The following is a 21,284-nucleotide window of genomic DNA, read 5'->3' as shown; positions in this document are numbered from 1 at the left end:
CTCAACCGCACAATTTCGACTTCTGCAGGATGCGACGCACCTCGGGCATCTTGGCACGGCACGGCTCGGCCGCCATGGCCTTTGCCTCGCTGGTTCGCCCCTGCGCCCACAGCAACACCGCCATCAAGCCCTGTGCCCCGGAACGCACCGGTCCGCCCGCCACGTCGGAAGCAGCGAGCGACATGGCGGTTCGCGCTTCCGTCTCGGCAGCCCTGAGGTTCGCTTGTTCCAGGAAGAAGACCGCACGGTACACGTGAGCCCGCGCGTCTTTCGGGTAGCGAGTGACGAGATCGAGTGACCGGCTGACCATCTCGTCAGCCTTCACCGGCACTTCCGACGCGCGGATATAGTGCGCGGCATCGGCCATGTAGGCCGAGTAGTGGGCGGCGGCGAAGCCGGCGCAGATCAGAGATCCAATGGATCCTGCGAGCAAAGTCATGCTCGCGCTCCGGGGCAGGCTGTCATAGGACCAGAAGGCGAGCCACGGCGTGACGGCAAGCGCGGCGCCGGCGACCGCACCGCCTGCATGGGCGTAATAGTTGACGTTGCCGGACGCGCCAAAGGCAAGCGGCAGCAGTGCGGGAACACCAAAGAACAGCGACGTCTTCAGCCTCGATATGGTTTGATCGGCGTCGGCTTCGGGATCGAAGCTCGCGACGAACAGCGCAGCGATCAGTCCGGTGATGGCGCCGGACGCGCCGACGCCGACCGTGCCGGGACCGTTGCCGAGCAGCGAGCCGGCCTCACCGGCCAATGCACTGGCAACGAAGATCAGCGCGAACCAGCCGCGGCCGATCAGCGACTCCAGCCTGACGCCGACGATGAACAGCGCCACGCAATTGCTGACGAGGTGCCACCCGCTGCCATGCAGAAGCGGCGCAAGGCCGATCCGCCACCACTCCCCCCTTCCGACCACGAGATCGTAGCCGGACGCACCCTGAGCAATCAGCGAGCGGACATCGAGGTCGCCGTCCCGCGCAATGTCGATGGCCAGGCTGCGTTGCAGAACGAAGATCAGGAGCAGACCGAAGATCAGGCCGATGGTGAGGAAAGGAATATCGGCCAGCAGCTTGTTGTCGGCAAAGAGCGTCTCCTCGCCGGAAGAGGGCTTCTCTATGGCGATCGGCGCGGCGGCGGGTTGAAACGATGCTCTTGGAGCTGGCGCTACGGTGCCGCGTCGGCCAAAAGTGTTGGTCGCCATGAAGCATCTCCCGCGTTGTCACAGCCTTGAGTTGACGCGAGAGGCATTTTCGACTGGTTAGCACCAGGCTTGCGGGGCGGCTGAAATCGTTGCAATTGCTGACCGCCCGGTTTCGCGGATCGATAGCATTTTAGCGATCAAGAATCGCGCTTACGCCTTCAACTCCACCGTCTTGAACTCCGCCGGCAGGATCACCTCCAGCAGCTCCACGTCGTCCGAATAGTCCAGGATCATGTGCCTGATCTTCGGCGGCTGGGTCCAGGCGCTGCCTTGCTTCATCAAGGTCTCGCCCTGCCCTTCCATATAGGTCTTCACCCAGCCCTTGAGCACGTAGACCATCTGGAATTCGACGTCGTGATAGTGCAGCTTTGACACCTCGGCCGGGTTGCAGGGGCCTTGCAAGCGGATCACATGCGCCTGCGCGAGGCCATGGGTCGCCTCGGCGATGCCGAGGTCGCGATACTTCGCGTAGGCGCGCAAGCCGTCGGCCTTGAAGTCTTCCTCGCGGTGATGGCTGACCGCGATGCGCTGCTTCGGACGTGCGGGCTTCTTCGGCGCCGCGATACGCGCCTTCGCCTTCACTGCCTTGCGCGCAAAGGATCGCGCCGCTGCCTTGGCGCCGCTCCGCTTCTTCACCGCGGTCTTCAATGCGGGCCTCGATGCCTTTGGCTTGGCCATTGTCTGCCTCCCTGTTCCGAGCCGCGCCCGTCGCACGGGTGTGGCCCGAACGCCAGCTTACCCAGTCCCCGGCGAGGCAGCAATTGCAGAGCTGGTCGTGTTGAGTAACGCCGCATCCGCGCTCTCACCCTCCCTGGCCCTCCGCTGGAGGGGGAGGGTCGATCGCGCGCAGCGCGAGCGGGGTGGGGTGACGGTCTCTCCGCCTCGAACAGTGCCGGTGTGGAGAGATCACCCCACCCCGTCACGCGATCACCGCATCGGTCGTAGCTTGCCCCAAACTGTCTGCGGTTCGGCATCTGTTTGCAGAGACCGTGGTCGACCTGCCGTGCTTCGTGACGCTGCCGGCGCCATCCTCACCGCACTTGGCCTGCCGGACTGGGGCGCCGACAGCGAGGAGGCCTATGTCGAGATCGCGGCCAGCCGTGCGGCCGAGATCGGCGAGCTCGACAAGTTGCGCCGCGAATTGCCTGGGCGCATCGATGCCACGGCCGCGGGCAACCCGGTCGCATATGCGCAAGCGGTGGACGAGGCCTATCGCGCGATGTGGACACGCTATTGCAACGGCGGCGTCTGATCTCTGCTCAATGCAGCCGGAACACGCCGTCGACGGCGCGGAGCTCGGCCGGCTTGATCAGCTTGGAATGCGCCACAGTGACCGAATGCAGGGGGCCATCGAGCTTCTCCTGCCAGAACGCCAGGAAATCGGTGAGCGCCGGAAATTTCGGAAACATGTCGTAGTTCTGCCAGACATAGGTCTGGAGCAGCGACGGATGATCCGGCATCCGATAGAGAATTTGTGCCGTCGTCAGCCCGTAGCCCAGCATCTGTTTCCGGAAATCTTCGGAAACGCCCCCAACGCGCAGTCCCATGCCAAACCTCCTTTGCAGGAGCGCATGCAGGGGGTGGCTTGATCCGCGCCCCGGGAGCCACCCGGAAACGATGCGCTCACATGAGAGAAATGTGACGCAAACTGACAACTCATCTCAAGCCCAAAAGTTTAACAAGCTGTTGAAATTCAATGCGTTAGCAGCAGATGCGTCCCCGTGCTAATACGGCCTCCCAAGATGCCGGGAAGAGGCCTCCGAGGCCCGGTTAACAATGGCAAGGAGTTTCTGGCAGTCAGCGCTGCCGGCTGCTAAATTTTCTGCTACAAACACTTGCCCCCGCAAAATTCCTGTCCTATTTCTGCGTCGCTCGCGCTAGCACTCGCGGGCAACGACTGCTAACAATCCCAAAACCTCAACCCGAGCAATTGCTTAGGAGGACTGCATGAAATTCCGTCCGCTTCACGACCGCGTCGTGGTCAAGCGCATCGACGCAGAAGAGAAGACCGCTGGCGGCATCATCATTCCCGACACTGCCAAGGAAAAGCCCTCCCAGGGCGAAGTCGTCGCCGTTGGCCCCGGTGGCCGCGACGAAGCTGGCAAGCTGATCCCGATCGACCTGAAGGTCGGCGACCGCGTGCTGTTCGGCAAGTGGTCCGGCACCGAGGTCAAGATCGACGGCCAGGACCTGCTGATCATGAAGGAGAGCGACGTGATGGGCGTTCTCGAAGTCAGCGAATCCAAGAAGAAGGCGGCTTAAGAGCCCCTCTCCTCCCTCCAGTCAAACCCTCAAGGAAAACTCCAGATGGCAGCCAAAGAAGTCAAATTCTCGGTTGAAGCGCGCGACAAGATGCTGCGCGGTGTCGACATTCTCGCCAACGCGGTGAAGGTCACGCTCGGTCCGAAGGGCCGCAACGTCGTGCTCGACAAGTCGTTCGGCGCTCCCCGCATCACCAAGGACGGCGTCACCGTCGCCAAGGAGATCGAGCTCGACGACAAGTTCGAAAACATGGGCGCGCAGATGGTGCGCGAAGTCGCCTCCAAGTCCGCTGACGCGGCCGGCGACGGCACCACCACCGCCACCGTGCTCGCGGCCGCGATCGTGAAGGAAGGCGCCAAGTCGGTCGCTGCCGGCATGAACCCGATGGACCTGAAGCGCGGCATCGACCTCGCGGTCGAAGCCGTCGTGGCCGACCTCGAGAAGAACTCGAAGAAGGTCACCTCGAACGACGAGATCGCCCAGGTGGGTACCATCTCGGCCAACGGCGATGCCGAGATCGGCAAGTTCCTCTCCGACGCCATGAAGAAGGTCGGCAACGAGGGTGTCATCACCGTCGAGGAAGCCAAGTCGCTCGAGACCGAGCTCGACGTCGTCGAGGGCATGCAGTTCGACCGCGGCTACATCTCGCCCTACTTCGTCACCAACGCCGACAAGATGCGCGTTGAGATGGACGACGCCTACATCCTCATCAACGAGAAGAAGCTCTCCTCGCTGAACGAGCTGCTGCCGCTGCTCGAGGCCGTGGTGCAGACCGGCAAGCCGCTGGTCATCGTCGCCGAGGACGTCGAAGGTGAAGCCCTCGCCACCCTCGTCGTGAACCGCCTGCGTGGCGGCCTGAAGGTCGCGGCCGTCAAGGCTCCGGGCTTCGGCGATCGCCGCAAGGCCATGCTGCAGGACATCGCGATCCTGACCGGCGGCCAGGCGATCTCGGAAGACCTCGGCATCAAGCTCGAGAACGTCACGCTCAACATGCTCGGTCGCGCCAAGAAGGTGATGATCGACAAGGAGAACACCACGATCGTCAACGGCGCCGGCAAGAAGGCCGACATCGAGGCGCGCGTGGCCCAGATCAAGGCGCAGATCGAGGAGACCACCTCGGACTACGACCGTGAGAAGCTCCAGGAGCGTCTCGCCAAGCTCGCGGGCGGCGTCGCGGTGATCCGCGTCGGCGGCGCGACCGAGGTCGAGGTGAAGGAGCGCAAGGATCGCGTTGATGACGCGATGCATGCGACCCGCGCAGCCGTCGAGGAAGGCATCGTTCCGGGCGGCGGCGTCGCCCTGCTCCGTGCCTCCGAACAGCTCAAGGGCCTGCGCACCAAGAACGACGACCAGAAGACCGGCGTCGAGATCGTGCGCAAGGCGCTGTCGGCGCCCGCTCGCCAGATCGCGATCAACGCCGGTGAAGACGGCTCGGTGATCGTCGGCAAGATCCTGGAGAACAAGGCCTACAATTACGGCTTCGACTCCCAGACCGGCGAATATGCCGACCTCGTCAAGAAGGGCATCATCGACCCGACCAAGGTGGTCCGCACCGCGATCCAGAACGCAGCCTCGGTTGCCGCGCTCCTGATCACCACCGAAGCCATGGTCGCCGAGCTGCCCAAGAAGGGCGGCGCCGGCCCCGCGATGCCCCCGGGCGGCGGCATGGGCGGCATGGACTTCTGATCCAGCCGTTCAGGCACGATACGAATGCGAAACCCCGGCAGCGATGCCGGGGTTTTTGTTTTTGAATGAGGCACGCAAAAGTTGTAATTTTGGTCATTCCGGGGCGCGACGAAGTCGCGAGCCCGGAATCCATTTCACCGCGCACTCATGGCCTATTACGTCTACCTCCTCGCCAGCAAGAAGTACGGCACGCTCTATATCGGCGTGACGAACGATATCGTCCGCCGCATCTACGAACATAAGAGCAAAATCGCCGCCGGATTCAGCAAGCGGTATTCGGTCGACAGGCTTATATGGTTCGAGATTTACGACGATCCCGTCACGGCCATCGCGCGCGAGAAGGAATTGAAGAAGTGGCGGAGAGAATGGAAAATCCGGCTCATTGAGGAGAAGAATCCTCAATGGATCGACTTGTATCCGCAAATCGCGAGCTGAACACGCGGATCAATGGATTCCGGGCTCGGCGCTCCGCGCCGCCCCGGAATGACAGTCTAGGCCTCACTCCACCTTCCCGATCCGCTCGAAGCGCGGCTCGCCGTCCTCGTCGAGCGACCAGAAGATCCGCGTCACCTTGCCGATGAAATTCTCCATCGGCACGAAGCCGAACGCCGGCATGCGGCTGTCGGTGGAATTGTCGCGGTTGTCGCCGAGCACGAAGAAGTGGCCCGGCGGCACCGTGAAGACGTTGGTGTTGTCGAGAGTGCCGTTATCGACGCAGTCGTAGGTGACATAGGACGCGCCGTTCGGCAGCGTCTCGCGCCAGCGCTTGACGGCCGCGCTGCCGTCGAAACTGCAGGCGTCGCCGGCACGTGTCGTCTCCAGGGCGACGCGGGTCACCGGGCGGTCGTTGAGGATGAGTTGGCCGCGCCGCATCTGGATGCGGTCTCCGGGCAGGCCGACGACGCGCTTGACGTAGTCGACCGAACCATCCTTCGCGGTCCGGAACACGACGATGTCGCCGTATTCGGGATCGGCTGCGAGGATGCGGCCCGAGATCAAGGACGACGCGAAGGGGAAGGAATAGCGGCCATAGCCGTAGGCGTATTTCGCGGCAAAGACGTAGTCGCCGACCACCAGTGTCGGCGCCATCGAGCGGGACGGGATGTTGAACGGCTGATACAGGACGAAGCGAAACAGGATCACCGGCGACCACAGCACCGGGATCATGAGGATCAGGATAACGATCGCCTTCCAGTCGCTGGATCGCGCCGCGGGGCGAGTCGATTCCTGAAGAACGGTCATGCGCCTTCCCTGATTCAAGACGTTGCGGCTCCAGAATGACGCAACCTGCGAGCGCGCTCAATCCCCGCCGAGCTCGAATTGGTCGCACCTCGCGTCGACCGCGTTCAATGCGGACGGCGGCAACGCCGATGTGAAGGGCCGCCCGTGGGCGGCCCTTCGGTTCATGCGCTCTCGGGCGCCTTCAGGCGCACGAGCCGGGTCAGGAGGGCATCGAGGCCCTGGCCGTCGCCGGCATGGAGGTCGATGCGGCCGACCTTCTCGACCAGCCGCTCCAGCGACTCCAGCTCCTTGAGCCGCAGCAGCAGGGGGTTCTCCTCCATCAGGCGAGCAGTGTTCAGGAGCGAACGCGTCGCCGCGGTCTCCTCCTGCCGGCGGATCAGGTTCGCCTTCGCGACCCGCTCCGCCTCCACCACCTTGTTCACCAGCTCCCGGATCTCGCCGGGCAGGATCACGTCCTTGACGCCGAGCTCGGTCACCTCGACACCGGACTCTACGACCCGTGCCCGCACGTAGTCGCGCAGCTCAGCATCGAGCGCCGCCTTCGCCGACAGCACCTCGTCCAGCGTCCGGCTCGCGACCGCCTCGCGGATCGCGAACTGCACCAGGCGGTACAGCCACGCATCCACGTCGGGCACGGTCGCGACCGTGCGCTCGGGATCGACGACCTTACGGAACGCGGTCAACGTCACCCGCAGCGCGATGCGATCCTTGGTCAGCATCTCCTGCGCGGTGATCTCGATCGCCTGGGGCCGCAGGTCGAGGCGCTTCACCTCGATCTTGCGGCCGACGGTCCAGAAGGCGTGCCGGCCGGGCGCGAGCCGCTCCACGAGCCGGCCCTCGACGTAGAGCAGACCCGCCTCGTGGTTCTCGACCACCGTCTCCGACGTCACCGCCGAGCGGTTGCGCTCGATCATGGCCAGATGCCGCGTGCTGACCTTGGGATCAGCGGACACGTCGATGCGCTCGACATCGATGCGCGTCGCGACCTTCCAGTAGACGCGCACCTGCCAGGGCGTCATCAGATGCACGGGCCGGCCGTCGAGGCTGACGATGGCGATCTCGTCCGCTCCGGTCTCGACCGCCTCGAACAGCTCGGCGGCCAGATCGGGCCGCGCGGCCTTCAGCACCGCGTAGCGCTCCGCAGGAAATTCGCTGCGGACCACGTCGAACACCTCGGCCTTCAGCTCGTGCAGGGGATCGAACAGACGATGCTTGCCGGGCACGAGCACGCGCACGAGCTGCCCGTTGCGCGTGAGCAACGCACGCTCGCCATCCTTCACCGTCACGTTCAGCATCAGCAAATGCCAGCCCTTGTTCAAAGTCATGGCACGCCTCCTTTATTTTGCGCCCGGCGGATGCCGGGCAGCAGGTTTCGTTTGCAAAGGATGTGAGGACGCGGACGACGCTTCCTGAAAGATCGGCGGGCCAGGGCTTGAGCTTGCCTGACGACGGGCGCACGCGCGCGATCGCGCGAGACGTGCCGCGCGGTCATGCGGAGCCACCCGGCATCAGCGCAAGCGGTATCTACCCGCGGCGCAAAGCCGGTCTCACAGTGTCTAGGTTCGGACGGAAAGCCTTGCGGCAAAACGGCCGGACTGCGACTGAAGCGCGCGTCCGGTCCTCGTCAGAGGTATCAGCTTTTCAGGCTGAAACGGAGCGCTTGGAGCGGGATTCGAACCCGCGACCCGATGATTTCAACATCACCTGCTCTACCCAACTGAGCTATCCTTCGTGGGGCAAGAGACCGGAATCGAACCGATGCCTTCGGGTGTTCAGCCCGACGCTCTCCATGAGCTACGTCCTGCGCTTCTCCTTCATTCGGCGGAACACGAAATCGCAGAGCGATCCGCGCCAGTCGGGATCTCAGCGAGCCCGAACCCATGGCCTAGCGAAGGACGGCGCTAATAGACCAGGCACGTTCGGGTTGCAAGGGGGTGGCTGAAGTTTTTTCGTCGCAGCTTGCGCGGCGTGGCGCGATGATCGCGGCGATATGCGGCATCAATTGCGCGAGATGTCCTGGAAGCACGCCCTCACCCAGTCGATCGTCACGCGTGTCGCCGGATCGCGCTTGAGGTGGTTCTGCACCAGCAGCCAGACGTCGCGGCGCTTCGGCAGCAGGGTGGCGCGCAGGCTGCGGTCGGCGAGCAGGGGAGCGCAGCTGTGCTCGGGCAGCACGCCGATGGCCTGATGCGACTGGATCATGGTGCGGATGATGCGGACATTGTCGGTGATGCAGCGCACGTTCGTCAGCCGCTTCGCACGCAAGAACTGCGCTTCCGGAATCGCATCGAGCTCGTCCGGATAGACGCACGCAACGGGCTCGCCGCCGCCGCGGTCCGCGGGCTCGAAGAAGTACAGCCTGACGTCGCCGAGTTTGGAGATGGTGAAGTCGCCCTTCTCCGGCTTGCGCAGGCGGATGGCGAGATCGGCCTGCCAGCGCGAGAACTTGACGTTGCCGCTCGCGGTGAGGAATTGCAGCGTCAGCCCAGGATGATCGCGCAGGAAGCTGCTCGCATGCGGCGCCAGCAGCTCTTCGGCGACCGCATTGGTCGAGGCGATCCGCAGCCGCCCGACCGGGCCGGCCTGGCTCTCCTTGATGCGGTCGATCGCCGCCGCATGCGCGGCCATCGCGCCGACATGCGCGAGCACCGCCTCGCACTGGCGCGTCGGCCGCCGCATGCCGTCCACCGCATCGAACAGCGGCACGCCGAGATCGCGCTGGATGCGCGCCAGCCTGCGGCCGACGGTGGTCTCGTCGATGCGCAGCCGCGCGCTGGCGCCGGCATAGGTGCCCTCGTCCCTGACCGCGGCGATGATGCGCAGATCGTCCCAGTTCATCGGAGCAAGCTTAGCAGTCACTGCCGCCGCCTGCAAATCTGCAGCCATCAGCTGCAATAGTCCTGCACAATGGCAGGCTGCTGCTACGCTAGTGTCGAAGCATCCGACATTCACGAAAGCCTGACAGCATGACCGCTCCAAAGACGCTGCTCGAACTCGCCGGCGCCGATCTCAATCCGCCCAAGCTCAACGAGACCTGCCTCGTTCTGATCGACATCCAGAACGAATATTGCGCCGGCCCGCTCACCCTGCCCGATGCGCAAGCGGCGATCGCCGCGGCTGCGCGCCTGCTCGCGCGCGCACGGGACAGCGGAGCTGCGATCTTCCACGTCGCGCACAAGGGCCGCGCCGGCGGCCTGTTCGACCGCGAGGCGGCACGCGGTGCGATCGTCGAGCGCCTGACGCCGCTCGCGACCGAACCCGTGATCGAGAAGGCGTTGCCGAATGCCTTCGCCGGCACCGACCTGCAGGCCCGGCTGGCCGCGACCGGACGCAAGAACATCGTGCTCGCGGGGTTCATGACGCATATGTGCGTGTCTTCGACCGCGCGCGCCGCGCTTGATCTCGGCCTGCGCACGACGATCGCGGCCGACGCCTGCGCCACGCGCGATCTTCCCGACGGGCGCGGCGGCGCGCTGCCGGCGAGAATGATCCACGAGGTCGCGCTGGCCGAATTGTCGGATCGCTTCGCGATCATCGCGCCGAGCGATGCACTGACCTGAGGAGACGTTGCGATGCTGCAGCTCTATTTCTTTCCGATGGCCTGCTCGCTCTCGAGCCGCATCGCGCTGCTGGAGGCCGGGATCGAGGCGCAGTATCACCTCGCCCATATCTGGACCAAGCGGCTCGTGGACGACGGCAGCGACTTCCGCGACGTGTCGCCGAAGGGCGCGGTGCCGGTCCTGGTGCTGGAGAACGGCGAGCGGCTGACGGAGAGCGCAGCGGTGCTGCAATACATCGCCGATGTGAAGCCGGAGGCACGCCTTGCGCCCCGGCCCGGCGAGTTCGATCGCTATCGCCTGCAGGAATGGCTGAGCTTCGTCGGCGCCGAGATCCACAAGGCGTTCCTGTTTCCAACCTTCTGGTACAAGGACGAGGGCTCGCTGGCCAAGCCGCGCGCGAGGATCATGCAGACCTTGTCGGTGCCGGCAGCGCATCTGGCGGGCCGCGAATTCCTCGTCGGCGACGCCTTCACCGTGGCAGATGCCCATCTCACCTGGACCTTGCTGCTGCTTCGTCCCGCGGGGATCGACATCGCGCGCTGGCCGTCCTTGGCCGCCTATCTGGAACGCATGCTGGCGCGGCCCGCGGTGAAAGCGGCGATCGCGACCGAGATGGCGCTGCGCAAGACCCTGGCTGCAAGCGCGGCGTGACGGGATGCCGCGGCGGCGCAATCCGGAGGCCGGGCAGGCAGAGCATTGATGTCGGCGCGGCATGCGCTAATCTCGGGGATATTTTTCGATATTTCCTGGGAGGGCATTCATGCCTGCTTCTTCCGGAATGTGCCTATTGCGGTCTTGCGCCGCTCTCCTCGCCTACTGGCTGTGCCTTGCTCCGGCATCGGCGGAAACGCGGGTCGCGCTGGTGATCGGCAACGGCGCCTACGCATCGACGGCGAAGCTTCCCAACCCGTCGCATGATGCCGAGGACGTCGCTGCCTCGCTGAGGCGCAGCGGCTTCGAGGTGCTCCAGGGCATCGATTTGCGCCAGGCCGACATGCAGGACCTGACCATCCGCTTTGCGCGCGCGGCGAGCCGGGCGGATGTTGCCATGTTCTACTACAGCGGCCATGCGCTGCAGTACAACGGCGTGAATTACCTGATGCCCGTCGATGCCGTGCTCACGGATGAAGCGGATCTCAAGCGCTTCGTGCGGGTCGACGACATCGTGAACGATTTGCAGCAGGCCAAGAACCTGCGCATCCTCGTGCTGGATTCCTGCCGCGACAATCCGCTGGCCGAAACTCTCAAGCGCTCCGCCGCCTCGACGCGCGCCGCCTCGATCGGACGAGGGCTGTCGAAGGTCGATGCTCCCCGGGGCACGATTGTGGCGTTCTCGACGCAAGCGGGTCAGGTCGCCGCCGACGGCAGTGGCCGCAACAGCCCCTATACGACGGCGTTCCTCAAGCACATCGAGCAGCCGCAGGAGATCGGCGAGGTCTTCCGCGACATCAGCAGCGACGTCTACGAGAGCAGCGGCAAGACCCAGCTACCGGAGCTTTCGCTGTCGATCATCGGGAAGTTCTACCTGAACGGACCGGTATCGGTCACGGTGACGGCCCCGCAAGCCGCACCCCGGCCCGATCCTTGCGCATCCGCGGAAGCACATTGGAGGGCCGCCGATGGGATCGGCACCACCGGCGCCTATGAGGATCACCTCGCGCGCTTTCCGAATTGCAGCTTCGCAAATCTGGCCAGGGCGCGGATCGACAGCCTGAAGCAGAAGGTGGCACTTGCGCCGGCGGGCGGCGAGGACAAGACGTTCGATGGCAAGTGGGACGTCACCGTGAACTGCGCGAGCTCAGGCAAGGCGTTAGGCTACACCCGAGCGCTGTCGGCCACGGTCGCGAACGGCGTATTTCATGCAGAGGACCGCGACCCCCGTACGAACAGCACGCTCGAAATCGACGGTCAGATATCGGCTGATGGGAAGAGCACGCTCAGTGCACGCGGCCTCACCGGTCCGAGCGCCTACACCATCAACAATATCGCCCCCGGCTCACCATACGCGTACACGATCGACGCGCAATTCGAGCGCAGTCGCGGCAGCGGCAAACGCAACGAACTGCGTCCGTGCAGCTTCACCTTCGTCAAGCGCTAGCCAGCCATAACCACACGGGCGGCCACGCTGCGCCTCACTCCACCCGCGCCAGCACCGCGAGCTTGCGGATGCCCTTGTTGCGGTAGGCGTCGAGGAATGCGTAATAATCCTTGAACGACACGCAGCCGTTGGAATCGCCGTTCGGCCCGAGCATGAAGGTGTGCGCGAGCAGGCCGTCGCGGCCGTAGATCGCGCTCTCGCCGCCGATCGGCGTCAGGCGCAGCGCCGGCACGCCGTGGAACAGCGCCTCGCGCGGCTTCAGCGTGTAGATGTGCGGCGGCGTCACGCCGCGCATGCGGATTTTCGAGGAGCGCGGATCGTCGAGATTGGAGCCGAGGCCGGAATGCGCCTCGAGCTTGGTGCCGTCGGGCAGATACACCGTCTTGGCGGTAATGTCGTAGACCGCCGTGTCGCGCTCATAGGGCGGCGCGCCGCCGAGCATCGGGTTCTGCTCCTTCGGCGCGATGGACGCGGTCACGCTGGCATCGGCCGAGGCATAGGCGAGCAGCCCGCCGGAGGGCTCACGCTTGCCCCAGAGCTTTTCAACCATCGACTGGCGCGGAGCGGTGATCGACATCACCGCGGCCTTGGCGCGATCGGCGAAGGATTTCGGTTTCGCTTCAGGCGCCGGCACGATCTCGGCAGGATCAGCCGAGGCGAGTTGCAGCTGGGCAGCCGGCGCGCGCTTGGTCTTGTCTGTGGTGTTATCGGCGCTCTTGGCTGCCGGCTTCAGCGCTTCCGCGACCTTCGCGATCACGCCCTGCTTCGGAGCGTCCTTGGCCACCGCAACAACCTGCGTTGCGGGTGCGGCGCTTGCGGCATTCGACGGCACGCCTTGTGTTGCGGCCGCGGCAAAGCGCTCGTTGAACATCTCGCGCGAGATCGGAGCTGCGACCTGGAGACGGTCGGGCAGCAGCGCGAAGGTTTCCTTGATGGCCTCGCCGGCCTCGCGCAGCGCCACCCTGGGCGCGCGCTTGATCACCGGCTCGTCATAGCCGACGCTGCCGACGGTCGGATAGACGCTCGCGCCGAAGATGTTGCTGTGGATGGTCCAGCCGGCGCCCATCACGACGCAGCCGATCGCCGCGGCGCCAAGCCAATTGGTCGTCATTTTCCGGGAAGATTTCCGCGAATTGTTCTTGGAGAAATTCTTGGACTTCCGTGCCGCGTTACTCTGCGCAGCGATACTCGTACTCATTCGCCTTGCGTCCAGGACGGTGTCACTCAGTCCCCCTTCGAAGTGCCGCTGGTCACGATCCGGGAACAGCATCTCGCAGAGGGTCGGAGCGTCATTAAGGCGACTTTTAGTTAAATGCGGATTAAGTTCGGGCGGATCTGGGGCAACACGTTAACGTTGTCCCGTTTTGAGAAAAAAGCCCGCAGAATTACGGACTTAGTTGGGTTTGTTAACTATAATTCTCGGCCGGTTCAGCACGCTTTGCGGATGTCTGCGGCCACATCCATGACGCACCCAAGAACGTCATTTTCGTGGTCCTCAACTGCCCCTGAACGTAACGCGCCAGCGTTGCGCGAGGCTGGTGGACGACCCGTCCGATTGGCCTCGTCGACCGGCCGCGGGGCAACGGCACGTGCATTACGCGCCGAGCGACATCACGCGGCACGGCGCCGTGATTGAAAGTTGATCGCGTCGGTTCTGGACATCGCCGCCGCGAGAAAATAGCTCCCACCTCGGCACTTTTCAGCAGCCTCTGCACGTGATACGGTACCGTATCATCCCGCCTTGAACTGTGCCGAGCACGCAAACGGAGGCTGGCATGAGAGGGATCGCGCGGTTTTTCGCCCTGGCGGGGTCGTTTCTGTTGATCGGACCTGCGACTGCGCAGCCTGCCGCGAATGCGGGGTGCGCGGCATCGCCGTCGGCGGCCGGGACGCAGACCTGGAGCTGCGACAACGGCATCACCATCGTTGCGGAAAACGGCGCCAGATTTGAACTTAAGGACGCCAACCGCGACGGACATATAGACTCCGTGGAGTTGAGCAGCAAAGCGCTGCTGATCGAGGTGCCCAAGAAACCGCGCGGCAATCCCTTCAAGGTGCTGACGCCGCAGGCGATTGCCGCAGTGCGCGGCACGAAATGGGCAGTCGATGTCGCTGAAACCAAGACTTCCGTGTTCGTCGCCGACGGCCGGGTCGGCGTGACCCGCAGGGCTCGTGGACACGGCGTCGTGCTCGGACCCGGCGAAGGCGTCGACGTCGAGGCAACCGGCCCGTTGACGGTCAAGACATGGGGCCAGCCGCGCGTCGACGCGCTCATGGCCAGACTCGGGCAATAAGGCTGGGTCGAGACGGCTCGACCCGCGAGATTTGAATACAGTAGATTGCAAGACGACCGCATGCGCAGCCGACGCGTTCAGATCCTGGTGGCACTCGTCCTCACCGCGCTGTGGGGCGCGGGCATCTATGCCACGCACGCCGACGGCCATCTGCGCTTTCTGGACCGCCTCGAAGCCACGTTGACGGATTGGCGGACCCAGGCCCGCGGCGTGCAGCGTCCGCCGGATCTCGTCACCATCGTCGCGATCGACGACACCGTCGTGAAGCGCGGCGGCACCTATCCCCTTCCGCGCGCCGATCTCGCCCGCGTCGTCGATGCCATCGTGCAGTTCAAGCCGAAGGTCGTGGCGATCGACCTGCTGCTGGTCGACCGTAGCGCCGCGATCGGCGATGCGACGCTGGCCAACACGCTGGCCACCGGTCCCATGGTGCTTGCCGCCGCGGCGATCTTCCCCTCCGCCAGCGAAACCGTGGCCCCCAGCAGCGAAGGTCCCCTGGCCGTACTGCCGGAGGCCGAGCGCTTCCTGCAGCCATTGCCGGCATTCGCCGATCACGCCGAGGTCGGCATCGTCAACGTCGCGACAGGACAATCAGGCTCGCCGCTCGCGGTGCCGATGCTGTTCCGGACCCGCGACAAGGTCGAGCTGTCGTTTCCGTTGCGCGTCGCCGCCCGCGCGCTCGACGAGCCGTTGACCGTCGCGCCGGATCACCTCAGACTCGGCGGTCACGTGGTGCCGACCGACAGCAATCTGACATTGCCGATCACCTATTACGGCCCGCGCCGCACGATCCGTACCGTCAGCGCACAGAGCATTTTCGAAGGCACGCTCGATCGCGCGGCCATCGAGAACCGGATCGTCGTGATCGGCGCCTCCGTCGCCGGCGGCGGCGACTTCTATCCGACGCCGTTCGATTCCCTGATGCCCGGCGTCGAGGTGGTCTCGACCGCGATCACGCATCTCCTCGCCGGCGACGTCATCTTGCGTGACCACAGGGTCCGCATTGCCGACGCGCTCACGGCGATCCTGCTGCCGGTACTGCTGGTGGGCCTGCTCGCCTGGCGGCGCATCGCGCTCGGCACCATGGCGGCGGCCGCGGTGATGATCGCCTGGGCCGGGCTCAATTTGTTCGCGTTCACGCACGGCGTCTGGCTGAACGCCGCGACCGCGCTCGCCGCCGCCGTGCCGCCGGTTGCGGTCTTTGCCGGCGTGCAGCTGTGGGCCGGAGGCCGCCGCACGCAATATTTAGCCGCCCGGAGCAGGTCGCTCGCGCAATTTCAGGCTCCGGCGCTGCAAGATTGGCTGGCGCGAGATCCGAACTTCCTGTCGAATCCGGTGCGGCAGGATGCAGCCGTGGTGTTCGTCGATCTCTCCGGTTTCACCGGTCTGAGCGAGCGGATCGATCCGGACGAGCTCACGGATCTTCTGAAGGCGTTTCATGCGCTGATCGACCGGACCGCGATCGATTGCGGCGGCATGATCACCGGCTTTCTCGGCGACGGCGCCATGATCCTGTTCGGGCTGCCGCGCGCGATGCCCGACGATGCGGCGCGCGCGCTGAAATGCGCGGTCGATCTGCACCGCGGCCTCGAACGGTGGATCGCATCGCTGCCGCCAGCGACCGCAGCTCAGCTCGGCTTCAAGATCGGCGCGCATTGCGGCCCCATCGTCGCCTCGCGGCTCGGCGAAAGCCATCAGCACATCACGGCGACTGGCGACACCGTCAACGTCGCAAGCCGGCTGATGGAGATTGCCGCGCAGAACGATGCGCGGCTCGCGCTGAGCGACACGCTGCTGGATGCGGCCGACTTCCAGGGCGCGCCCGACGGCGTTCTGTCCGGTCCCCTGCTCGCCCAGGTCCGCGGCCGCTCCGGCGTCGTGACCGTCTGGTTCTGGCGCGATCGGGATGGGCCGGGCCAGGATGCCGACAAGGCCGAGATGATCGATTAAGGCGCTACCGCGCTTCCGGTGGCGGCGAGTGGTCCAGCACCTCGCCCTTGGCGCCTTCCAGCAGGTCGATGCCGTAGGTCTCGACCACGAGCGGCCCGCGCTTGCGCTGCAATTGTGCGATCTGCGTCACCTGCGCAAAGAAAGTGTTGAGGGCGGGATGGCCGTCGGCGCGCAGCTCGTCGACATAGAGCAGCTTGCCGGCGAGCAGCTTGGGATCGGGCTCAGCCATGTTGACCCAGCGGATGCGCTGGCTTTGCTGCGCGACGCAGGTGCCGCGCGGCAGATAGAATGCGAGCCAGCTCGTGGTGCCGTAATCCTGCGCGAGCACACAGGTGGCGCCACTGCGCGCGCGCACCGCTTCGATTCCCGCAGCGAGCTCGCGCCAGCCGACGCCGACGCTGCGCACGGTGGCATCGCGGCGATAGCCGGACAACCAGCCGGTATTGGCCTGCACGATCAAGGCTGCAAACATCACGATGCCCACGGGCGCGGCCCAACGCAGGCAGAATTCGACGAGGCGCCGCTGACGCGGCTTCCATTGCGCGAGATTGGCAGCGGCGGCCGCAGCAATGACGAAGGGCGGATACACCGGCGCGAACCAGTTGGCCTCGACGCGCGCATGCAGCGAATGCCAGACGAAATAGGCGACGATGGTCCAGAACATCGTCTCGATCAGCACGCGCGAGGCCAGCGCGCCGGCGCGCTGCCAGGTCAGCGCGTGCAGCCCCATCGCGCCGAGGATGAAGACCAAGGGCGTTGCGAACGCAATCTGGGTCGGGATCAGCTCGGCGATGAAGACGGGGCGGAAGTCCTCGATCCTGGCGCGGCCGAGCTGCTTTGCGAACGAGACCCATTGATGGTCCGCATTCCAGAGGATCACCGGCGAGAACAGCGCCAGCGCAACGAGGCCGCCGAGATAGGGCCAGGGCGAGAGAAACCAGCGCCGGAGTTTTGGCACCGAGGCGAGCCAGATCAGGATCGCCGGCCCGAAGAACATCGCGGTGTATTTTGACAGCAGCGCCGCGCCGACCGCCATCCCGACCGCGAGCCACCAGGCGCCCCGTCCCGTCTCCAGCACCTTGGCGAGGAAGAACAGCACGAAGCTGGAGGCGACCAGCAGCGGCGCATCGGGCGTCACGATCAGCGTGCCGACCGAAGCCAGCAGCGTCACGTTGAGCAGGATGGCGCTCGTCGCGGCCACGCGCACGCCGCCGAACAGGATCGCTGCGGAGCGATAGATCGCGTAGCTCATCGGCAGTGCGAGCAGGACCGAGACGAGGCGGACGCCGAGCTCGGTGTCACCCGCGATCATGGTGCCGGCGCGGATCACATAGGCGACCATGGGCGGGTGGTCGTAATAGCCCCCGGCGAGGCTCTTCGACCACATCCAGTAATAGGCTTCGTCGAAGGTAATAGGGGTGAACGCGGCTGCGACGAGCCGCAAGCCCACCAGCGCGAGAATCAGCAGCGCGGTATTGCGGACGATCCGCGCGTCAGCCCCGCCCATGTCCCACTATTTCTTGCGCCAGACGAACAGTCCGGACATGGCGTAGTTCCACACCACGCCCATCAGCGCGCCCGCCAGGCCGGCCAGCCACCAGATCGGCTCCTGGTCGTAGACCGAGAAAGCGACGCCGACATTGGCGAGCAGGCCGACGCTGCACACGAGGTAGAAGGCGATCAGGCCGCGCAGCAGCGCAAAGCCCTTCAGCCGCTGGTCGCGATAGGTGAGGAAGTTGTTGAGGATGAAATTGCTGGTCATGGCGACGATGGCGCCGGCGGCCTGCGCCTCCGGGAACGGCGCGTTGAACAGGCGAAGCGCGATGAAAAGCGTCGCCAGGTGCACCACGAGGCCGAAGCCGCCGACCATCGCGAACAGGATGAAGCGCAGCGAGACGATGTCGTTGGTCAGCTTGGCGAAGACGAGTCCGAGGAAGTCGAGCGCGACCATGGAATCGAGCTTGCTCTCGCCGTGCTGGCGGGCGCCAAATGTGTAGGGAATCTCGACCGCCCGTAAGCTGCCGTGCGCCGTCGCGACGATGTCGAGCAGGATCTTGAAGCCGTGCACGGAGAGCTTCGGCGCGAGCTGTTCGAAGCGGTCGCGGCGGATCATGAAGAAGCCGCTCATGGGATCGGCAATCTCGACCCGCAGCATCTTCTTGGCGACCTCGGTCGCGAGCGCGCTGGCGCCGGCGCGCTGTTTGTTGAAGCCTTCGCTCTTGTAGCCCTCGATGTAGCGGCTGCCGACGACGAGGTCGGCCTGATCGCTCGCGAGCAAGAGCAGCATCTTGGGCAGCTGCGTCTCGTCGTGCTGGAGGTCGGCATCGATCACCGCCACATAGGGCGCGCTGGAGGCAAGGATGCCCTCGATGCAGGCGCCCGACAGACCGCGGCGGCCGATGCGGCGGACGCAGCGCACGCGGCTGTCGCGCTGCGCCAGTTCGCGCACGACGTCCCAGGTGCCGTCGGGCGAATTGTCGTCGACGAACACGACTTCCCAGGCGACGTTGGCGAGCGTCGCCTCCAGGCGCCGGTACAGCACGGTGACGTTGTCGCGCTCGTTGAAAGTCGGGACGATGATCGACAGTTCCGGCCCCTCTTGAGCCCAGGTGTCGATGCCCGGTCTGATCGCTTCGTTCATGACGGCAGCGTATATCCGCCGCATCCTGCGCTGCCAAGCCGGGGTTCTGGGGAAGGGCCGAAAAGGGGGCCTAAAATGCCAACGACCCCGGAACGGCGGGCCGCGCGTACATCCGGCGCAAGCCTTAAGCTATTCCAAGGTCGTCCCAGCGACGGAGTTCTTTACGCTCAACGTCGCCGTTGGAAGCTAGATGGGGACGGCAAAGGCGTTCCGCAAGGGGGCGGAAACCCGATTTTTCAAGCGCTATTGGTTGGGCACTTCCCGGATGATCGGCCCGCGTGGGGCGGGCGCGGCGGGGGCTGCCGGTGCCGCCGTCGGGGCGGGCTCGACCTTCGCCGGCTTGGGCGGTTTGCCGTACTGGCCGATCGGCCCGAACACGACAGCAACCGCAAGCACGACCGCCGCGACGATCGCCCCCAGAATGCCACCCACCGACTCAGACGACATGCAAGTTCCTGCTCCCGATGTGGCGAGTGATACCATGGATGGGCGCGCGGCCGGAAGTCCCTGGGGCGAATTGCGAATGGCGAGTAGCGAATGGGGAGATTGTCTGCCCACCCTATTCGCCACTGGCCATTCGCCACTCGCTACTTCTGAGGCGGCCGGTGTTTGCTACTCCCACCAGCAGCATCCGCATCTTGTTCTCCTTCTTCGCGGGCCCGTCGCGAGCTTAGACCGGACCGGCCAACTGGCCAATCACATCTGGTTTGATTAGGATGAGATCCCTCCCCGTCGATGCGAGATCCTCCCGTGGCCAAAGCAAAAACTGCGTCCAAAAAATCCGGCAAAATCTTCATCGGAATTGGCGGCTGGACCTTCGAGCCTTGGCGCGGCGTGTTCTATCCGGAGAAGCTGGCGCAGGCGAAGGAGCTGTCCTATGCCGCCTCGAAGCTGACCTCGATCGAAATCAACGGCACCTATTACGGCTCGCAGAAGCCGGAGAGCTTTCGCAAATGGGCGAGCGAAGTGCCCGATGGCTTCGTGTTCTCGGTGAAGGGCCCGCGCTTTGCGACCAACCGCCGCGTGCTCGCGGAGGCCGGTGATTCCATCAAGCGGTTCTACGATTCCGGCGTGCTGGAACTCGGCGATCACCTCGGGCCGGTGCTGTGGCAGTTTGCGCCGACGAAGAAGTTCGACGGCGCCGATTTCGGCAAGTTCCTGGAGCTGTTGCCGCGCAAGCTCGAGGGGCGCGCTCTGCGCCACGTCGTTGAAGTGCGCCACGACAGCTTCTGCACGCCCGACTTCGTGGCGCTGATCCGCGAATTCGAGACGCCGGTGGTGTTCGCAGAGCACGGCAAATATCCCGCCATCGCGGATGTCGCCGGCGATTTCGTCTACGCGCGGCTGCAGAAGGGCAATGACGAGATCAAGACCTGCTATCCGCCGAAGCAGCTCGATGCATGGGCCAAGCGCTTCCAGGACTGGGCATCGGGCGGTGAACCCGACGATCTCCCGAAGGTCGACAAGGCCAAGCCGAAGAAGGAGCCGCGCGACGTGTTCGCCTATGTGATCCACGAGGGCAAGGTGCGCGCACCGCACGGCGCCATGGAACTGATTGCGCGGGTGAGTTGAGGGTCACATGGCAAAGGCGAAGAAGCTCTTCACCATCGGCTACGAGCAGACGCCGCCCAAGGCCGTGCTGGACGAGCTGGAACAGGCCGGCGTCAAGCTCGTGGTCGACGTGCGCGCGGTGACGTCGTCGCGCCGGCCGGGCTTTTCCAAGAAGCAATTGTCGGCGGGCCTCGACGAGCGCGGCATCGGCTATGTCCATCTCGCCGCGCTCGGCACCCCGAAGGAAGGCCGCCTCGCGGCCCGCAGCGGCCAGTACGACGTGCTGGAGAAGATCTATTCGAAGCACCTGAAGACACCGCAGGCGAAAGAAGAGATGGACGAGCTCTCGGCGCTGGTGAAGAAGGCCGGCCCGGTGTGCCTGCTCTGCTACGAGCGCGACCACACCCACTGCCACCGCCAGATGATCGCGGAGATCATCGAGGAGCGCGATGGGGTTGCGGTGAAGAATTTGGCGGGGCGACAGGCCTGAGCGGCTTTCTCCGTCATGGCCGGGCTTGTTGTGCGGACCGGGGACATGGGTAACACCGTTCGGAGACATGGGTAACACATCGACGGCATGGAAGGGCTTGGGAGGGCCGACATGCCGTGGCGCGAGGTGTCACTCATGGACCAGAGGAAAGAGTTCGTTCGATTGTTCCGACAGGCGGACGTGAACCGGCGGGAGTTGTGCCGTCGCTTCGGAATAAGTCCGAAGACCGCGTACAAATGGCTGGCTAGGGCGACCACGGCAGAGGCCGCCGAGGAGGATTGGGCTCAGAACCAGTCGCGGCGGCCGCAT

At 65.0% G+C, this 21,284-nt stretch carries 22 protein-coding genes and 2 tRNA genes; 12 read left to right on the top strand and 12 right to left on the bottom strand.

Features of this window, described 5'->3' with window-relative positions; genetic code table 11:
* Position 1 precedes the first annotated feature (1 nt).
* Together HZZ13_RS30525 and HZZ13_RS30520 are read right to left on the bottom strand one after the other, a co-directional pair.
* Positions 2 to 1,201, bottom strand: coding sequence for a rhomboid family intramembrane serine protease (locus HZZ13_RS30525; protein WP_246504613.1), 1,200 nt, complete (start codon positions 1,199 to 1,201; stop codon positions 2 to 4).
* A 150-nt stretch (positions 1,202 to 1,351) separates the two neighbouring features.
* A complete protein-coding gene (locus HZZ13_RS30520) occupies positions 1,352 to 1,879 on the bottom strand; it encodes a cupin domain-containing protein (protein WP_197963200.1) in 528 nt (175 codons plus the stop codon).
* A gap of 325 nt (positions 1,880 to 2,204) precedes the next feature.
* On the opposite strand from HZZ13_RS30520, the gene HZZ13_RS30515 reads away from it, so the two are divergent.
* Positions 2,205 to 2,453, top strand: coding sequence for a hypothetical protein (locus HZZ13_RS30515; RefSeq protein WP_246504612.1), 249 nt, complete (start codon positions 2,205 to 2,207; stop codon positions 2,451 to 2,453).
* Between the two features lie 7 nt (positions 2,454 to 2,460).
* Here the strand turns inward: HZZ13_RS30515 and HZZ13_RS30510 are convergent, their stop codons facing one another.
* Complete coding sequence (locus HZZ13_RS30510) at positions 2,461 to 2,748, bottom strand: usg protein (protein ID WP_027560138.1); 288 nt, start codon at positions 2,746 to 2,748, stop codon at positions 2,461 to 2,463.
* 400 nt (positions 2,749 to 3,148) lie between these two features.
* Between HZZ13_RS30510 and HZZ13_RS30505 the strand changes: the two genes are divergently transcribed.
* From HZZ13_RS30505 to HZZ13_RS30495, 3 genes are all read left to right on the top strand, one after another.
* On the top strand, positions 3,149 to 3,463 hold the full coding sequence (locus HZZ13_RS30505) for a co-chaperone GroES (RefSeq protein ID WP_025037205.1): 315 nt from the start codon (positions 3,149 to 3,151) through the stop codon (positions 3,461 to 3,463).
* Positions 3,464 to 3,508: 45 nt separating this feature from the next.
* Positions 3,509 to 5,149, top strand: a complete 1,641-nt coding sequence (gene groL, locus HZZ13_RS30500; protein WP_194467474.1) for a chaperonin GroEL — start codon at positions 3,509 to 3,511, stop codon at positions 5,147 to 5,149.
* Positions 5,150 to 5,296: 147 nt separating this feature from the next.
* Entirely contained in the window at positions 5,297 to 5,584 is a 288-nt protein-coding gene (locus HZZ13_RS30495; protein WP_197963199.1) for a GIY-YIG nuclease family protein, read from the top strand.
* A 63-nt stretch (positions 5,585 to 5,647) separates the two neighbouring features.
* Here HZZ13_RS30495 and lepB read toward each other — a convergent pair whose 3' ends face one another.
* The 5 genes from lepB to HZZ13_RS30470 form a co-directional block, all read right to left on the bottom strand.
* Positions 5,648 to 6,391, bottom strand: coding sequence for a signal peptidase I (gene lepB / locus HZZ13_RS30490; protein WP_197963198.1), 744 nt, complete (start codon positions 6,389 to 6,391; stop codon positions 5,648 to 5,650).
* A gap of 161 nt (positions 6,392 to 6,552) precedes the next feature.
* A complete protein-coding gene (locus tag HZZ13_RS30485; protein WP_197963197.1) occupies positions 6,553 to 7,716 on the bottom strand; it encodes a slipin family protein in 1,164 nt (387 codons plus the stop codon).
* A gap of 335 nt (positions 7,717 to 8,051) precedes the next feature.
* A tRNA-Gln gene (locus tag HZZ13_RS30480) sits at positions 8,052 to 8,119 on the bottom strand.
* Between the two features lie 4 nt (positions 8,120 to 8,123).
* A tRNA-Phe gene (locus HZZ13_RS30475) sits at positions 8,124 to 8,196 on the bottom strand.
* Positions 8,197 to 8,389: 193 nt separating this feature from the next.
* Positions 8,390 to 9,229: a LysR family transcriptional regulator gene (locus tag HZZ13_RS30470; RefSeq protein ID WP_197963359.1), complete on the bottom strand. Its 840-nt coding sequence runs from the start codon at positions 9,227 to 9,229 to the stop codon at positions 8,390 to 8,392.
* Positions 9,230 to 9,357: 128 nt separating this feature from the next.
* On the opposite strand from HZZ13_RS30470, the gene HZZ13_RS30465 reads away from it, so the two are divergent.
* The 3 genes from HZZ13_RS30465 (at position 9,358) to HZZ13_RS30455 (ending at position 12,049) form a co-directional block, all read left to right on the top strand.
* Positions 9,358 to 9,951 (top strand): cysteine hydrolase family protein, encoded by a 594-nt coding sequence (locus tag HZZ13_RS30465; protein ID WP_197963196.1) that lies wholly within the window; start codon positions 9,358 to 9,360, stop codon positions 9,949 to 9,951.
* A 12-nt stretch (positions 9,952 to 9,963) separates the two neighbouring features.
* A complete protein-coding gene (locus tag HZZ13_RS30460; protein WP_197963195.1) occupies positions 9,964 to 10,602 on the top strand; it encodes a glutathione binding-like protein in 639 nt (212 codons plus the stop codon).
* A 109-nt stretch (positions 10,603 to 10,711) separates the two neighbouring features.
* Entirely contained in the window at positions 10,712 to 12,049 is a 1,338-nt protein-coding gene (locus HZZ13_RS30455) for a caspase family protein (protein ID WP_197963194.1), read from the top strand.
* A 34-nt stretch (positions 12,050 to 12,083) separates the two neighbouring features.
* Here HZZ13_RS30455 and HZZ13_RS30450 read toward each other — a convergent pair whose 3' ends face one another.
* Entirely contained in the window at positions 12,084 to 13,160 is a 1,077-nt protein-coding gene (locus HZZ13_RS30450) for a DUF2778 domain-containing protein (protein WP_197963193.1), read from the bottom strand.
* Positions 13,161 to 13,824: 664 nt separating this feature from the next.
* On the opposite strand from HZZ13_RS30450, the gene HZZ13_RS30445 reads away from it, so the two are divergent.
* Both HZZ13_RS30445 and HZZ13_RS30440 read left to right on the top strand, forming a co-directional pair.
* Positions 13,825 to 14,343 (top strand): FecR domain-containing protein, encoded by a 519-nt coding sequence (locus tag HZZ13_RS30445; RefSeq protein ID WP_197963192.1) that lies wholly within the window; start codon positions 13,825 to 13,827, stop codon positions 14,341 to 14,343.
* Between the two features lie 60 nt (positions 14,344 to 14,403).
* Positions 14,404 to 16,293, top strand: a complete 1,890-nt coding sequence (locus HZZ13_RS30440) for a CHASE2 domain-containing protein (RefSeq protein ID WP_197963191.1) — start codon at positions 14,404 to 14,406, stop codon at positions 16,291 to 16,293.
* Positions 16,294 to 16,297: 4 nt separating this feature from the next.
* Here HZZ13_RS30440 and HZZ13_RS30435 read toward each other — a convergent pair whose 3' ends face one another.
* The 3 genes from HZZ13_RS30435 to HZZ13_RS30425 all read right to left on the bottom strand — a co-directional run bounded on the left by HZZ13_RS30435 (position 16,298) and on the right by HZZ13_RS30425 (position 19,381).
* Positions 16,298 to 17,800, bottom strand: coding sequence for a glycosyltransferase family 39 protein (locus HZZ13_RS30435; protein ID WP_197963190.1), 1,503 nt, complete (start codon positions 17,798 to 17,800; stop codon positions 16,298 to 16,300).
* Between the two features lie 6 nt (positions 17,801 to 17,806).
* Positions 17,807 to 18,934, bottom strand: a complete 1,128-nt coding sequence (locus HZZ13_RS30430) for a glycosyltransferase family 2 protein (protein ID WP_197963189.1) — start codon at positions 18,932 to 18,934, stop codon at positions 17,807 to 17,809.
* A gap of 243 nt (positions 18,935 to 19,177) precedes the next feature.
* On the bottom strand, positions 19,178 to 19,381 hold the full coding sequence (locus HZZ13_RS30425; protein WP_197963188.1) for a hypothetical protein: 204 nt from the start codon (positions 19,379 to 19,381) through the stop codon (positions 19,178 to 19,180).
* Between the two features lie 288 nt (positions 19,382 to 19,669).
* Between HZZ13_RS30425 and HZZ13_RS30420 the strand changes: the two genes are divergently transcribed.
* The 3 genes from HZZ13_RS30420 to HZZ13_RS30410 all read left to right on the top strand — a co-directional run.
* On the top strand, positions 19,670 to 20,506 hold the full coding sequence (locus HZZ13_RS30420; RefSeq protein ID WP_197963187.1) for a DUF72 domain-containing protein: 837 nt from the start codon (positions 19,670 to 19,672) through the stop codon (positions 20,504 to 20,506).
* Positions 20,507 to 20,513: 7 nt separating this feature from the next.
* Positions 20,514 to 20,975 carry a DUF488 domain-containing protein gene (locus HZZ13_RS30415; RefSeq protein WP_197963186.1) on the top strand — a complete coding sequence of 154 codons (462 nt, stop codon included), beginning with the start codon at positions 20,514 to 20,516 and terminating at the stop codon, positions 20,973 to 20,975.
* A gap of 111 nt (positions 20,976 to 21,086) precedes the next feature.
* A partial coding sequence (locus tag HZZ13_RS30410) for a helix-turn-helix domain-containing protein (RefSeq protein WP_246504256.1) occupies positions 21,087 to 21,284 on the top strand: 198 nt, incomplete at its 3' end.

It is taken from the genome of Bradyrhizobium agreste, assembly GCF_016031625.1.
Taxonomy (GTDB): domain Bacteria; phylum Pseudomonadota; class Alphaproteobacteria; order Rhizobiales; family Xanthobacteraceae; genus Bradyrhizobium; species Bradyrhizobium agreste.
This window is presented reverse-complemented; position numbering and strand designations above follow the sequence as displayed.